Origin of the sequence: Glaciecola sp. 1036, from assembly GCF_050306235.1 — a bacterium.
GTDB lineage: Bacteria > Pseudomonadota > Gammaproteobacteria > Enterobacterales > Alteromonadaceae > Glaciecola.
On the sequence record NZ_JBLWFH010000002.1, the window covers coordinates 143,269 to 157,832 of the forward strand.

At 40.7% G+C, this 14,564-nt stretch carries 13 protein-coding genes; 10 read left to right on the forward strand and 3 right to left on the reverse strand.

The features are described 5' to 3' along the window. Positions 1-98: 98 nt before the first annotated feature. The 3 genes from spoT to trmH are packed head-to-tail and all read left to right on the forward strand — an operon-like array spanning position 99 to position 3,321. Positions 99-2,255 carry a bifunctional GTP diphosphokinase/guanosine-3',5'-bis pyrophosphate 3'-pyrophosphohydrolase gene (gene spoT, locus ACNKW3_RS03270; RefSeq protein WP_427397836.1) on the forward strand — a complete coding sequence of 719 codons (2,157 nt, stop codon included), beginning with the start codon at positions 99-101 and terminating at the stop codon, positions 2,253-2,255. Next, positions 2,230-2,616: a RidA family protein gene (locus tag ACNKW3_RS03275; protein WP_427397837.1), complete on the forward strand. Its 387-nt coding sequence runs from the start codon at positions 2,230-2,232 to the stop codon at positions 2,614-2,616. The genes spoT and ACNKW3_RS03275 overlap by 26 nt, the downstream gene beginning before the upstream one ends. Before the next feature lie 15 nt (positions 2,617-2,631). Beyond that, positions 2,632-3,321, forward strand: coding sequence for a tRNA (guanosine(18)-2'-O)-methyltransferase TrmH (gene trmH / locus ACNKW3_RS03280; protein WP_427398178.1), 690 nt, complete (start codon positions 2,632-2,634; stop codon positions 3,319-3,321). 47 nt (positions 3,322-3,368) lie between these two features. Here the strand turns inward: trmH and ACNKW3_RS03285 are convergent, their stop codons facing one another. Beyond that, positions 3,369-4,514 carry a tetratricopeptide repeat protein gene (locus tag ACNKW3_RS03285; protein ID WP_427397838.1) on the reverse strand — a complete coding sequence of 382 codons (1,146 nt, stop codon included), beginning with the start codon at positions 4,512-4,514 and terminating at the stop codon, positions 3,369-3,371. A gap of 117 nt (positions 4,515-4,631) precedes the next feature. Between ACNKW3_RS03285 and ACNKW3_RS03290 the strand changes: the two genes are divergently transcribed. From ACNKW3_RS03290 to ACNKW3_RS03305, 4 genes are all read left to right on the forward strand, one after another. Next, positions 4,632-5,120 (forward strand): N-acetyltransferase family protein, encoded by a 489-nt coding sequence (locus tag ACNKW3_RS03290; protein WP_427397839.1) that lies wholly within the window; start codon positions 4,632-4,634, stop codon positions 5,118-5,120. A gap of 171 nt (positions 5,121-5,291) precedes the next feature. Next, complete coding sequence (locus tag ACNKW3_RS03295) at positions 5,292-5,783, forward strand: hypothetical protein (RefSeq protein ID WP_427397840.1); 492 nt, start codon at positions 5,292-5,294, stop codon at positions 5,781-5,783. 75 nt (positions 5,784-5,858) lie between these two features. Beyond that, positions 5,859-7,172 carry a conjugal transfer protein TraF gene (gene traF, locus ACNKW3_RS03300; RefSeq protein WP_427397841.1) on the forward strand — a complete coding sequence of 438 codons (1,314 nt, stop codon included), beginning with the start codon at positions 5,859-5,861 and terminating at the stop codon, positions 7,170-7,172. Between the two features lie 13 nt (positions 7,173-7,185). Further along, positions 7,186-9,021, forward strand: a complete 1,836-nt coding sequence (locus ACNKW3_RS03305) for a hypothetical protein (RefSeq protein ID WP_427397842.1) — start codon at positions 7,186-7,188, stop codon at positions 9,019-9,021. A gap of 106 nt (positions 9,022-9,127) precedes the next feature. On the opposite strand, the gene ACNKW3_RS03310 is transcribed toward ACNKW3_RS03305, so the two are convergent. Further along, positions 9,128-10,021 (reverse strand): helix-turn-helix domain-containing protein, encoded by an 894-nt coding sequence (locus ACNKW3_RS03310; protein ID WP_427397843.1) that lies wholly within the window; start codon positions 10,019-10,021, stop codon positions 9,128-9,130. Between the two features lie 155 nt (positions 10,022-10,176). On the opposite strand from ACNKW3_RS03310, the gene exaC reads away from it, so the two are divergent. Beyond that, positions 10,177-11,697: an acetaldehyde dehydrogenase ExaC gene (exaC, locus tag ACNKW3_RS03315; RefSeq protein WP_427397844.1), complete on the forward strand. Its 1,521-nt coding sequence runs from the start codon at positions 10,177-10,179 to the stop codon at positions 11,695-11,697. A gap of 62 nt (positions 11,698-11,759) precedes the next feature. Here exaC and ACNKW3_RS03320 read toward each other — a convergent pair whose 3' ends face one another. Continuing rightward, complete coding sequence (locus tag ACNKW3_RS03320; protein ID WP_427397845.1) at positions 11,760-12,605, reverse strand: hypothetical protein; 846 nt, start codon at positions 12,603-12,605, stop codon at positions 11,760-11,762. A gap of 338 nt (positions 12,606-12,943) precedes the next feature. Here ACNKW3_RS03320 and ACNKW3_RS03325 point away from each other — a divergent pair, with 338 nt between their 5' ends. Then, positions 12,944-13,702 (forward strand): cell envelope integrity protein TolA, encoded by a 759-nt coding sequence (locus ACNKW3_RS03325; protein ID WP_427397846.1) that lies wholly within the window; start codon positions 12,944-12,946, stop codon positions 13,700-13,702. A gap of 344 nt (positions 13,703-14,046) precedes the next feature. Next, on the forward strand, positions 14,047-14,430 hold the full coding sequence (locus ACNKW3_RS03330; RefSeq protein ID WP_427397847.1) for a hypothetical protein: 384 nt from the start codon (positions 14,047-14,049) through the stop codon (positions 14,428-14,430). The last annotated feature ends 134 nt before the right edge of the window (positions 14,431-14,564 follow it).

Consider the following 14,564-nt stretch of genomic DNA (forward strand, 5'->3'; position numbering starts at 1 on the left):
TTTTATTACAAACGCCGATGAAAATCGGCGTTTTTGCGTTTGCAAGTTGAGAAAATAAACGTATTCTACTCCTATGGGAAAAGTGTAAAGAATATAGCGTGTATCTGTTTGAAGGCCTAAAGGCTAAAATTTCTGAATATTTGACGAGAGAGCAAGTTGAAAACGTGCAGGCGGCTTTTGTGCTTGCCCAAGATGCTCATGAAGGTCAAACACGCTCCAGCGGTGACCCTTACATCACCCATCCCGTGGCAGTTGCTGGCATTTTGGCCGACATGCGCATGGATTATGAAACCCTGATGGCGGCACTTTTACACGATGTTATCGAAGACACAGAATACAGTCGCGATGACTTAAGTTTAGCCTTCGGAGATACAGTTGCCGAACTGGTTGAAGGCGTTAGTAAACTTGATAAATTAAAGTTTAGGTCAAAACAAGAAGCACAAGCCGAAAATTTTCGCAAAATGCTAATGGCCATGGTACAAGACATCAGGGTAATATTAATCAAGCTGGCGGATCGTACACACAATATGCGCACTCTAGGCGCGTTAAGACCTGAAAAGCGTCGCCGTATCGCCATGGAAACTCTCGAAATTTATTCACCCTTGGCTCATCGGCTTGGTATTCATGATATAAAAAATGAATTGGAAAACTTAGGTTTTCAAGCCATGCATCCAATGCGTTCCAGAGCACTCAAAAGTGCTGTGGGACAAGCTCGTGGCAACCGCAAAGAAGTCATCGAAAAAACCCGATTAGAATTGGCGACCAAAATTGCTGAACTAGGCATCCAAGGACGTGTCGTGGGTCGTGAAAAACATCTATATTCCATTTATCGGAAAATGAAAAATAAAGAGCTTTCGTTTACCGAGGTTATGGATATTTATGGATTCCGTATCATAGTTACTTCAATCGACAGTTGTTATCGTGTTTTGGGTGCCATTCATGGATTGTATAAACCCATTGAAAACCGGTTTAAAGATTATATTGCGATTCCTCGTACCAATGGCTATCAGTCATTGCACACCTCTTTAAAAGGCCCACACGGTATCCCTGTCGAAGTGCAAATTCGTACCGAAGAAATGGATCAAATGGCGGATAAAGGTGTTGCAGCACACTGGCTATATAAAAATACGGACGATAAAAGTACCACAGCTCAACTTAGAGCAAACCAATGGATGCAATCACTGGTAGAATTGCAACAACGCGCTAGTACCTCGGTTGAATTTATTGAAAATGTTAAGTCAGACCTCTTCCCTGATGAAATCTATGTGTTTACACCCAAGGGCAAAATTGTAGAACTACCTGTGGGTTCAACCGCGGTTGATTTTGCTTATGCAGTGCATTCTGATGTGGGTAACACCTGTGTTGGTGCCAGAGTAGATCATAGAAACTACTCATTGACCAAACCGCTGGAAAATGGCCAAAGTGTCGAAATTATCACCTCCCCGAGAGCTAAACCAAATGCTAATTGGTTAAACTTTGTGGTGAGTGCTAGAGCACGTTCGAATATCCGGCATTATTTAAAACGTCAGCATCTAAGGGATGCTATTTCAATGGGTAACCGTCTACTTAGGCATGCATTAGGCACGATAAAATTAGATGAAATTCCAGAGCAAGAAATTGCGCGATTGGTTAAAGAAACCAAGTACCCAACGTTTGACGATTTGCTCGCGAGTATCGGCATGGGTAACGAATTGTCAGCCATCATTGCTCGAAGATTGGTAGGTGAGTCTACAGAAATTCCTACCAAAAAAGGCAATGTTGCTATCAAAGGCACAGAAGGTATGAGTGTCCATTTTTCCAAGTGTTGTCACCCCATTCCAGGCGATAATGTTGTTGCTATATTGAGCCCTGGCCGCGGTGTTGTAATTCATCAAACTGGTTGCACCAACATTCGGAAATTGAGTCGAGAAGAACCCAATAGAGTGCTTCCTATGCAATGGGACGATGAAGCTCAAGGTGATTTCAAAGCAAGTCTGCGGATTGAACTGCTGAATAGGCAAGGTACCCTAGCTGCCTTAACTGCTGCAATTGCAAGTTGTGATTCCAGCATTATTCATCTAAAAACCGATGACAAAGAAGACTATAATTATTTTATTGACGTTGAACTTACTACTAAAAATCGGGTGCATCTTGCTGAGATAATGCGTAGAATCCGCAAACTTCCTGACTTGCAGAATATTTCGCGGCATAGTCAGTACAAGCAACAAGAACAACCAAATAGGAGTGCCAATGTCGAAGTCCGTCATTCAAACTAACCAAGCACCAGCGGCTATAGGTACATACAGTCAAGCGGTAAAAGCGGGTAGCACTGTGTATTTATCTGGCCAGATTCCGTTGGTACCAGCCACTATGGAAATGGTGTCAGAGGACTTTTCTGAACAAGCTAAGCAGGTTTTTGAAAATATCAAAGCGGTTGTGACTGCAGCTGGCGGTACCATGGCAAATTTAGTCAAGGTCAATATCTTCCTTACCGATTTAGGACAATTTGCCACCGTAAATGAAATTATGGCGCAATACTTTGATATGCCTTATCCAGCAAGAGCTGCGGTTCAAGTGAGTGCATTACCTAAAGGTGCTCAGATTGAAATTGATGCAGTGCTGGTTTTGCCGGAGTAAGTATTGCAACAGTGTATGACTCCTGAGCGATATGCTCGGATTCAAGAGGTGTTATCTCAACGCCAAGTTGACTTAACGGTTTTACTTGAAGAAGTTCACAAGCCGCATAATATTTCCGCCATTGTGCGCACTGCTGATGCTGTGGGTGTACATAAAATTCACTCTGTTTGGGAACAGCATCCATCTTTGCGTAAAGGAACCGCCCTTGGAAGTCAAATTTGGATTCATAATCAACATCATAAATCCACCACCAAAGCAGTCAGTCATTTAAAACAACAGGGTATGCAAGTGTTAGTTACCCATTTGGATGACACTGCTGTAGATTTTCGAGAAGTCGACTACACCAAGCCAACGGCCATCATCATGGGACAAGAAAAAGATGGTGCTACTGACGAAGCTGTGGAGCAGGCGGATCAATCTATAATAATTCCCATGGTAGGCATGGTGCAGTCGTTAAACGTATCGGTAGCTGCGGCTACAGTGTTGTATGAAGCTCAACGTCAGCGTTCCGCGAAAGGAATGTATGGTAATTGTAACTTACCAGACGACGAAGCGCAGGAGATCTTATTCAAAGGCGGTTTTCCTGTTCTTTATAAAGAATGTGTTCGTCGCAATTTGCCATTCCCTAAGGTAGACGAAAATGGTTGCATTTCTGCCTCGGATGAGTGGTGGAAACAGTTACAGTATTCTTCACCTGAATACTAACAAAAGTGATGATGCGGATTGCACAAAAACCCAATCCGCAAATATATTTATAAAAAATTGTTTATAAATGCTGGAGATTGGACAAAATCCTGATAGAACTCATTTTCTATTAAAGTTTCCCCGCTTATTTGGGTATCAAACTTATCATTTAAAAACAAAAGTAATTCAGCAAGCTCTGCGTAACGCTTGGTACTATTGTAGACAGTAACTAGACCCCAATATGTTTCGATATAATCTGGTTCTGCTTCAATCCCTTCGTTAAAACTCTTTTCAGCCTCTTCAAACTTTTCTTGCATAATAAACATATTACCTTTGAGACTAGATAGTTCAGCATCAATACCCGTTACCTTCATTGATGCATCTAGAGACTCAACAACAGCGGGGAGATCGTTATTTAAAAAGTGATAGTCCATGAATAAAAAAGCAAGCTCTGGTTTATCGCCGTGGGCTTTATATAAATCAGTTAATGCTTGCATGTATAACTCATTATTCAAATTCATAGAAGTAAATACGGAAAGTTCAAGCATTGGCTGTAAATTGCGTAAACTTTCAGGTAACGATTGAATTGCATTGTACGCTGCTTCAAAGTCTCGTTTAGCAAACGCATCAATTACCGGTTGATAATACTCAACAGGCGATTTATCCAATGTGAGTTTTTGTACTATTTTGTCAAAGAGGCCTTCAGTTTGACCTAACATAATTGCAGTACTTCTGCCCACTGTTACAGATAGCCAAGCCCCTCTAGATAGCATAAAAATATCGTTAATTTTACCTTTATCACTTACATCAATGAGATAGTATTCCATGGAATCATCGTTATACAAGGTGCGGATCACTGGTAAATTTGACTTATTTTGGTAGTCAGTGTTTCTCACATGAGCGATATCTACAAAGGTTGTAGGGTCTACCGCGACAAACATGTTGCCAACTAATTTTACGCTTTGCGCTTCATCATTAAACAGGTTTAGATATTGTTTTCTTAAACCTTTATTAAATCCTGCACTGTCCGCTACCCGCCGTGTAAATGTTTGCATGTTAAATAGTTCACGCATGGCAACGTTATCTTTAGTAGAATAGGCTTGTATAAACTCATAAGCGGTTAAATTAACGGTTTCCGTATCGGCAGCTTTAACGATAAAACTGACAATTAACAAACTTTGAAAAAAAACAAGGTAAATAAATTTTTGTAACATAGTAAACTTCTTTCATGATCAATAAGTTGAGTCTACCTGATAGATTTCTAATTAACCACTTTTGAAAATCAAACCTAAGTATTGGTTTTTAAACGATTAAGTAAGGTCACATCAAAAATGCAAATACGCCAAGCTACAGACGATGATTGGGAGCAAATTTGGCCGATATATGAAAAGATTGTGAGGGCAGGAGAAACCTATGGTTATCCTAGGGACACCGATAAAGAACAAGGTAAGTCTTTTTGGATGGATACCCCACGGATGACTTTTCTTGCAGAAGAAAATGGGTTCGTGCTAGGCACCTACTATTTAAAAACAAACTTTTTAGGTCCAGGCAGCCATGTTTGTAATTGCGGTTATATGGTGTCTGAGCTGGCAAGAGGAAAAGGGCTCGCCACTGCATTTTGCCAACATTCGCAACAGATTGCTCAGGAACTAGGTTACAAGGCTATGCAGTTCAACTATGTTGCTTCATCCAACGAAGGAGCCGTTAGGCTTTGGAAAAAACTGGGGTTTGATATTGTTGGAATTTTGCCCAAGGCCTTTGACCATCCGCGACTTGGATTTGTTGACGCTTATGTGATGTATAAATGGTTAACTGATTGATTATAGGTAGTATTTAATAGTTTTAGTTAGCAATGATTTTGTATGTTAAAAAGACTCAGTCCAAAAGAGGTATAAGTTCGTATACCAATTGTTAGCTAGTATATTTTAGTTCGCAATAGTTCTGGTTATATTCAGTCCCAAGTTGATGTTAAGTCTTGTTGGGGCCAAAAAATGAAACTAATGATTTGTGCAGTACTTAGTGTATTTTCAGTAAGCTGTTTTGCCCAAGAGCATCTCAATATTGCTAACCTGTTTACATCGACTAATTCGGTTGAAAAGTCTCTTATTGAGCAAGAAGAAACCTCTACTACAGAAGTTTACGTTGCTAGCCCTGCTAGGGTTGAAGCAAAAATAGTTTCTCCCATTGATGCAACACTCAACAAATTACTTGCAGAAAATCCTTCAAATTTACCCATAGGTGACCACTATGATTGGCGTCACCTAAATGAGTCAAACCTTCTAGAAAATGCTTATATTCCAGAGTTTAAAGTCGGATTCCGACAAAAGTTAGCGGGCGCTAAGAGCACTTTTTACAGTGTCGGTATTGCGTTGATTCGCCCGTCTGATAAAAGCCTCGCTTGGAATGTTGCCAATACATTAGGTGATAGAGACCAAGATTCAAAATCAACCTTTTTGAGCTTATCTTTACAGTCGCAATTTTAATCAAAATTAACTGTCATAGTTTTACTACAATGTCCGATACAGAGACTAATGTTAACTACATAGGTCTATCGCATAGTGAAATTTCCAGCGTCAGCACTTTTTGCAAGTATGTTCTTACTTGCACCAACCGTAAGCGCCCAACTAGTGGCACCTCAGAGTGGTCAATCAACTACCCGAGGTAAAGTAGCCTCTATTCATGACTATTCCTCAATACGCGTAAACCCCGCCAGCGTTAATCATTTGTTTCCTCAGGACGAAACCTTTGATTTTAATATGTTTGGTCCATTTGGATTTGGGTATGAGGTCGGTAAAATAGACTCGTTAATGGACGAACTAGACGAGCTTATCGATATATTAGAGCAAGACGATTTAACTGCTCAAGACGCCTTGGACGCAAAAGAAAGATTTGATCCATTTCTGCAAAATGCTGCAGTTGACGGAATGCTAAAGGCTTATGGCTACGGCTCAGTGCCCATTTTTCCGGTTATTTTTCGAATTAATGAAAACCATACCTTGTACACAGATTTGCACTTTGGCGGGAGCTTACGAGCAACAGTGTTAGACGATGAAATTGATATTATTAGTTTCAACAATACCTATGCTATCAATACAGATGCTGCCGTCTATGTTAAAAGTGTAGGCCTAGTGTCATTCGGTATTGGTTATGCAGGTACTCTTTGGGAGTTTGACTCAGCTAGCTTACACGGTGGTGTTAAAGCTAATATTAACCGCTTTTCTTTATCGAAAAATATCATCTCTTTAGCCGGGCTAGAAGATGGCGAGGATATTGGCGATGCCATAGAAGACGACTATGAAGAAAATGCTAATTCTAGTATTGGTGTAGGCGTTGACCTTGGTCTTGAGCTGGTTGGTGATTTTTATCATTTTGGTTTAGCCGTAACTGATGTAAACGAACCTGAATATGACTATGGAAGCCTGGTTTCTGATTGTCAAAACCTAAGCGGTATTTCACTGGATAATTGTCTAGTTGCACAAAATGCCATTGGCGCAGGCCGTATCCGTGGTAACGAAACCTATCAAGCAACTGCACAAGCAACTCTATCTGGTAGTTATAGTGTGGGCGAAAACAACGGGTTAGTTTTTGGCGCTTCTGTGGATCTGAACGAAAAGAATGACCCTATTGGTGACCCTTATCAATGGGCGCATTTTTCTGCGACTAGCTTCTTCGAAAGCGCGCTTATTCCAGAACTACGTCTTGGATACAGTCAAAATTTAGCGGGATCAGAACTCAGTTATTTTTCTGTCGGCCTCACCTTGTTTAAATATGCCGATTTAGACGTGGCATGGAGTGATGAGCAAGTGGAAATTGATGACAGTAAAGCGCCGCGTTCACTATTCGTTAGTTTTTCTGTTCAATCCCGTTTTTAATTGAGGCAAGATCATGAAAAAAGTTTTTAAATATTTAACACTTTCTGCCGCAGTTAGTACCTTATTAGCTTGTGGAAGTGCAGATGAAAACCAAGATTTACCCAGCGTTGACGAAATACCAGAAGCGACACTTAACGCTATCCCAGTTAGCATTCTTAATGGCTATGTTGCAAATGCAGTCGTTTGGATAGATTTTAGAGATAATGGCGCAATTGATGGTTCTGAACCTTTTGCATATAGCGACGGTGAAGGCTTTGTGAGTTTCAACCCAAATACCGGAGTGAATTATTGTGAAAGTACGTTGGCTCATGAGCAAAAATACTGTTTAGCGACCGGTGTAGATGCAGGCAATTTAGTGATAAAAGCAGCCAAAGGCATAGAGGTTATGTCTGGCGAACCCTTTAAATCAGTACTTACGACAGAAGTAACCGTTGCGCAAAGTAAAGCTAACATACAAGCTTTGGCGAATTTAGGTGAAAGACCACCCGGCGATGCAAGTGATTGGTTAGATAATCTAGATGCTAGTATCATTAAGCTTTCTGCGATTACTTCAGTGGCATATTTCTTACCTGAAGGTCAATCAATTGAAACTGTGCTAACCCGTAATGGCTATAGTTTACCGATTAATACTACAGTTGAAGAAGTACTCAGCCATGACTATTGGGCAAGATTAAATAATGATGAAGCCTTAAGTAATGAATTGTTTAGAGCGGAATTAACCATTGGCCGAGTAGTGGATTTAATTGCTATCAATCTTGACAAGGCGACTGAAAATCTCGATATGGGCGTGGATGGTTTGCCTATCAGTACGTCTGATTATATTTATCAAGCGGTCGTTGAGGCACTGATAGCGGGCGAATTAAATACTTCATCAGCAAGACAGAATTCTAATCCCGCGGTTAAGTTTCAAAATTTATTGGAGCGAGTCCGTACAAAAATTATTGAGGTGGCTTCTAGCGTAGTGAGTAATGGCGTTTCAAATACTGTGGTTAATAATAATTTGTCTTCCAGTATTACGAACTTGGCGCAAATTCCAACTAATCATCTTACCAGTTTTTCAAGCGCGGATAAGATTGCAACCTTTCAAACCACAACGTTAGGGATAATTCCAAATCCTATCGCGTTTGAAGAATCTAATCAGGCAACTAATACACTGAATTTCATAGGTTCATTGAACAATGTAAATAATGGATTATCTGCACGCTTAAGACAAAGAGCAAGTGTTGACTTAGAATCTGGATTGGCGTCTGTCCCCAATCTTGATCTAGCAGAGATTTTTAAACAAGTGAAAGATTCATCTGATAGCAACCCAGATCTAAATTTCGAGCAAATTTTTGAGCAAACTGACATTACGCCAGCAGTAAATATTGAAGATCCTGATTTTTCTATTGCGGGCCATAATCTCAGTATTTCTGGAATTCATGATGGCAATGAATATGGTCAGGTAATTTCGTACTTTACGGGTGAACCTGGTGATAATTCTGGTGAGCTCATTATGTGTGTTACCTATCGAAATCCTCAAGACCCAACGGACGATATTGTTGGGGAGAGATTTGTAGGATCTTGGTCAGCGATTACTCAACGGATGTTTTCACTAGTGGCAGAAGGATTACGTGTATCGATGAAAATTCGAAATGAAGTCGATGGCGGTCAAATTCCGGTATCGTCTCAACTACCTTCTCAACCAAAAATGCCAGGTGAAAATTATGGCCAATATCGATTTAATTTAAATGATGATTTTGCTGATTGGTATTCTGATAATCCATCTATAGATCAAAGCTTTGGTTTATTGGTGACTGAAGAAGTACCAGCAACAGATGCTGCTTGTGCAGCACAATTAAGTTTGTAGTTGTACAATCCAACCGACACAAAAAAGCCGTTTATTAACGGCTTTTTGTTTTTTTGCTCAGTAGTCTTTAGAGCCAAAACACTTAATGATTAAAGACAAACACGCCCTAATTATAACGGCTTGGCGCTATCCCCATTACCTGCTTGAAGCAGCGACTAAAATGACTCACATTTAAAAATCCCATCTCATAAGCAACATAAGTAACAGAGTAGCCTTGTTTCAATAGATTCTGAGCACCCTGTATGCGCAATTGCAGTTGCAAATGGGAAGGACTACAGCCTAATGATTGTTTAAATTTTTGGAAAAATTTGGTGCGACTCATGCAGGCCTTTTTACACAGAGTATCTATATCAAGTGGCCTATTAAAATTTGCTTCTAAATAAGAGACCGCTTGGGTAATGCCATTATGTTCAGGGTTTTCGCGACTAAAATTAACCATGATTTCTCGCGTTTGATGACGCAACAAACGGGCAGTGAGTTCTGATACAGCGAGGTCACTTAAAAATGATTTATCCGGGTGGTCTTCGGTAAATATGTTCACAATACGACTTAGCAAGGCCTGAGTCTCTTGATTGTGAGATGTATGTACCATGTGATCGTTATAATGCCACTCACCAAGCTCCTCTGGCAACGGTGCTGAGTGATTAAGATAGTCACAGACTTGCTTTATTTTTTCTTTGGGTATTTCTATGGCTAGACAAGTGGTTGGCCGAATGTTTTGCGCATCGGGAAAGTCTATTTCCACAAGTTGTCCAGGCGCCAATATAAATGACTCATGGGGCAAAAATTCACGATGATAATTGTCCTGGTCTAGGTGCATTATTTTTTTACCAGCGATCATTCCGCAATATAGCAGTTGATCAGCTTTTAGCTTTACTCGGTCAGCTTTTTCAAAAGTATCATACACACTTAATTCAGCACTAGAAGTCGCAAAACTAATTTTGTTTTCGACCATTGTTTGCGGATTTTTTCGGACCTTAAGTAAGCTTTCACTTATCATAGATGTTCCTCACAACTTATCCTAAAAGACTTATCCCAAATAAAGCGTACTCTAAGATAAATCATTAGCACTGGTAGTCAAGTAGACTATCGAATTAACAATTATATTGCATAAATATAACAACTTGTACAACTACAAAATATACAGAGGTAGATATGATTTATGCAAACCCAGGCTCAGAAGGCGCTCTTATTAACTTTAAGCCACAATATGAAAACTATATTGGGGGCGAATGGGTAAAGCCAGTCAATGGTGAATATTTTGAGAATGTGAGTCCTGTTAACGGTCAAGTGTTCTGTAAAATCCCGCGCTCAGACGCAGCCGACATAGATTTAGCCTTAGATGCTGCGCATAAAGCCAGAGAAGCTTGGGGTAAAACCTCAGTCGCAGAACGCTCAAATATTCTATTAAAAATTGCCGATAGAATGGAGCAAAACCTTGAGATGCTCGCCGTAGCAGAAACTTGGGATAACGGTAAAGCGGTACGCGAAACATTAAACGCTGATATCCCATTGTGTGTCGACCACTTCAGATATTTTGCAGGTTGTTTGCGCGCGCAAGAAGGCACAATGGGCGAAATCGACGAGCATACAGTTGCCTACCATTTTCATGAACCATTAGGTGTAGTAGGGCAAATTATTCCTTGGAACTTTCCATTGTTAATGGCGGCATGGAAGCTCGGTCCTGCGCTTGCTGCTGGTAACTGCGTGGTGTTGAAACCAGCAGAGCAAACACCTGCTTCAATCCTAGTATTGCTCGAGTTAATTGGTGATTTACTTCCACCGGGAGTATTGAATGTAGTTAATGGTTTCGGTAAAGAAGCCGGCGAAGCACTTGCAACCAGCAAACGCATTGCAAAGATTGCATTTACTGGCTCAACTCCGGTTGGCAGTCATATTTTAAAATGTGCAGCTGAAAACATCATTCCTTCAACCGTTGAATTAGGCGGAAAATCGCCGAATGTCTATTTTGCAGACGTGCTTGATCATGAAGATGACTACTTAAGCAAATGTGTCGAAGGTGCAGTGCTTGCTTACTTCAACCAAGGTGAGGTTTGTACTTGTCCTTCTCGTTTACTTATTCAAGAAAGTATTTATGACGAGTTTATCGCCATGGTGATTAAGCGTGCAAAAGCAATTAAACGTGGTAATCCGCTAGATGACACTACCATGGTGGGTGCACAAGCCTCAAAACAACAGCATGACAAAATACTTAGCTATCTTGAAATTGGTAAAAACGAAGGCGCAGAAGTCTTGTTGGGCGGTGAAGTAGAAGATTTAGAAGCAGATTTAGCCAAAGGTTACTACATCAAGCCTACGTTATTTAAAGGCGATAACTCAATGCGCGTATTCCAAGAGGAAATCTTCGGGCCGGTTATTTCTGTTTGTACCTTTAAAGACGAAGCTGAAGCCCTTGCCATTGCCAATGATACCGAGTTCGGACTAGGAGCAGGCGTATGGTCTCGTGACATGAATACGGCTTATCGAATGGGACGTGGCATTCAAGCGGGTCGAGTATGGACCAATTGTTACCACATGTACCCAGCGCACGCGGCATTCGGTGGTTATAAGAAATCGGGCGTAGGACGAGAAACCCATAAAATGGCGCTAGAACATTATCAGCAAACCAAAAACTTATTGGTAAGCTATGATGTGAATCCATTGGGCTTCTTCTAACGCCAGTTCGCTTTAACTTTTTTATTGCTTAACAAAGCCCTGCATATCATGAATGCAGGGCTTTATTTTATTTTAGCTGAAGAACCGTCATAGCTTAGAAAAGTGGGGCGATTTCCGAACCGATGTTTAAGAGGATACAGAAACGCACAAGCGAGCAAAATAATCCAGATTGTGTTTGGTTCGTCTACCTGAAAAGTTACGGCTGGAGGTGCATTTGGATCAGTTGTATCTCTTATCAGCCAATGGCCGAAGGGGTGCGTTGGGTCGGTATACAGACGCGTTTCAGCATGGGTATAAACTGTATCTCTGTAGTGGGTGTATCCTGATGAGCCCGAGCCGAAAGCAAACCTGAAAAGATCGTTATCTACAATACTAGCGACCCAGTTACGAATAGGCTCTCCATCGTCATCCAACGTAAAGACGTCAGCGAGAATACCTGATGCTCTACCTGATATGAGCGCGGTATCTCCTATGGGATTAAAAGTTGCCCTACCCGTATCACCTAAAAGTCTGAGCGCCTGATTAACATTTCCGTTGTCATTTCCCAGATCATTGTTTGAACAATTGGGTGCAGGCATCAACAAACATTCATCATCGACGCTAATGAAGTCAAATGCGAGCATTAGTTGGGCGAAATCAGAGCCCGTAGCACGACGCCATCCTTTCCCAACATTTCTATGGGAGAAAAAAATTCCTGTTAACGCTGTATCACCATCTAACTTGTTTGCTTCCTGAGCCAATGTTTGGTCAACCCAACTGTTGTCAACCCCCAAAGACAGGGTAACATCCAACCAATCAAGATGATTGACCGTGGTGTAAAAGTCATTGTCCACTATGTAAGAAGCCTGAGCAGATTGCGAGAGTATGAGCGCTAATGCTCCAATGATGCTAGTTATTCTGGTTAACATAAAATTCCCTTTTCTATAAACCTAGTCGGTTTAAAAAATTGTCTACAAACCTTATAGAAGAACCGGATGTTCAGGCAAGAAAATCATTTTGAATTAACTTGAATTAATTTGAATACTAATAAAAACAATGGGTTACTGTGGCCATAAAAAGTGTAAATTATTTTTTAGCTGAAGAACCGCCATAGTGACGAACGTCACGATCCCCCCCAAATTTATCCGCCATAGCTTATAAAAACACCCAATATTCAATCTAGAATAAAAGGAAATTTTGTATGAACTTGATCTAGTTTTTGCGTTCTTAACTGGCAAGTTACGGATATTCTTATGCTTGGCAGTGGATGCAACTCAACAAAATAAAACCATTTGCTCTCTCTTTAGTCATTCATGTGGCGATCATCGTTTTAATCTTTGGCATCGCTTTACCAGAGCAACAGCATATTGATGAACAGCCAAGCTTAAAAAGTTACTTGTATATTAAGCCGCCGGTGATCGAATCAAGCATTATAGAGCCTACAACAGTCAAACCTGAGCATGTAAATACAGTGTCGCCGGTTGAAGAAGCTAACGAGATAGAAAAGACAACGACAGTCCAAAACCAGCCTGTACCAGAAACAGTTCCGATTGAAATAGTTGACGAGCAACCAAAAAAAAACGCACAAGCTGAACAAGCGTCGTTGCAGAACAATGCCACAACTAATGTGAACCAGACATCTACAATCTTAAACAGCACAGCAAAGTTCATTACTGACCTAAATTCAAAAAAGCTTAATGAATTATCACAGCACTCTGCACAAGCATACCGGCAACCTAAACCGCTCATCGATAAATCAAAAGAGCACAGTATAAATGCGCAATTAAAAGCGCAAAGTGCAGACTTCGCGCCACCTGGCTCAAATATTATAGTGTTATCAGAATTTGAGCCAAACGAAACAACAATTATGGTTGAGGACTCGTGCATGACAGTTACAGAAACCGATCTTCTAGACCCCGTTACCCGTGGCGCCACATTATGGCGATTCGGCGGCGCAGGTTGTCAGAAGTACGATAAGTTTAATGGTCAACTTCAAAAATCACTGGATAAATATTTAAAAAAATAACGACGTGTTTTGTTTTCGTGTAGCTGAAGTAATCAAGGAATTATCGTTATTGAGTTAGCTACGAAGAATCGTTATTGAGTTAGCTACGAAGAATCGTCATTGAGTTAGCTACAAAGAATCGTCATCGTGGCGCAGGCCACGACCTCCTTGGAACAAGCTGATGTATAAAAATCGAGAATTCACAATATGGATCATTTATACCCTGTTGTCGAAGCGAAAGAATAAGCCTTACATTGACAATTCTTCTAAATTGGCATGAAATTGACTCACATTACCACATCTAGCATCTGCCAATTAGGGCATATCTAGACGTGTAGATAGTAACGCTGTTATAAGGCATATGCATGGACATACAGTGGCCCAATCAGAATGAAATTGCTGAACTAAACAAGATGTTTGGCTTTGAAGCCACTGACGATGAACAAGATTGGGAAATAGAGTTTTCAGATGAAAACAGAGTAGAAGAGTTCCTCTTAACATATGAAGACGCACAATTATCAGAGCCGCAAAAAATGTCTGTCATGCAACTAATCATTGCATCCTTTGATGAGCTGATTCATTCAGGCCAAGACAACGAAGAGATGTGGCAAAAAATAGAGAGCGCCTTAGTTAAGGATCAACATATTCATAAATACACCATCGAACATTGGTGCTGCGAGGGAGAAACCCTTGAAGAAAATATGTTTCCTACCACATCCAGAATGCGGAAAGTAGCAAATGCCTTATAACAAGGCCAAGCACAACGCCCACTACGTGGGCTTGTCTCAGTACTGCGTGCTTCTCCTGTGTTGGCGCCGCTAACCGCTGAATGATATTCTTGGGTTCTTCTTTTCTTTTTTAGTGGTAACATCACATTATACTA

Bases quoted from the DNA above. Each gene is read 5' to 3' on its own strand.
- ACNKW3_RS03295 (WP_427397840.1), top strand. From the start codon at position 5,292: ATGAAACTAATGATTTGTGCAGTACTTAGTGTATTTTCAGTAAGCTGT.
- ACNKW3_RS03290 (WP_427397839.1), top strand. From the start codon at position 4,632: ATGCAAATACGCCAAGCTACAGACGATGATTGGGAGCAAATTTGGCCG.
- ACNKW3_RS03320 (WP_427397845.1), bottom strand. From the start codon at position 12,605: ATGTTAACCAGAATAACTAGCATCATTGGAGCATTAGCGCTCATACTC.
- ACNKW3_RS03310 (WP_427397843.1), bottom strand. From the start codon at position 10,021: ATGATAAGTGAAAGCTTACTTAAGGTCCGAAAAAATCCGCAAACAATG.
- exaC (WP_427397844.1), top strand. From the start codon at position 10,177: ATGATTTATGCAAACCCAGGCTCAGAAGGCGCTCTTATTAACTTTAAG.
- ACNKW3_RS03285 (WP_427397838.1), bottom strand. From the start codon at position 4,514: ATGTTACAAAAATTTATTTACCTTGTTTTTTTTCAAAGTTTGTTAATT.
- ACNKW3_RS03275 (WP_427397837.1), top strand. From the start codon at position 2,230: ATGTCGAAGTCCGTCATTCAAACTAACCAAGCACCAGCGGCTATAGGT.
- ACNKW3_RS03325 (WP_427397846.1), top strand. From the start codon at position 12,944: ATGCAACTCAACAAAATAAAACCATTTGCTCTCTCTTTAGTCATTCAT.
- ACNKW3_RS03330 (WP_427397847.1), top strand. From the start codon at position 14,047: ATGGACATACAGTGGCCCAATCAGAATGAAATTGCTGAACTAAACAAG.
- trmH (WP_427398178.1), top strand. From the start codon at position 2,632: ATGACTCCTGAGCGATATGCTCGGATTCAAGAGGTGTTATCTCAACGC.
- ACNKW3_RS03305 (WP_427397842.1), top strand. From the start codon at position 7,186: ATGAAAAAAGTTTTTAAATATTTAACACTTTCTGCCGCAGTTAGTACC.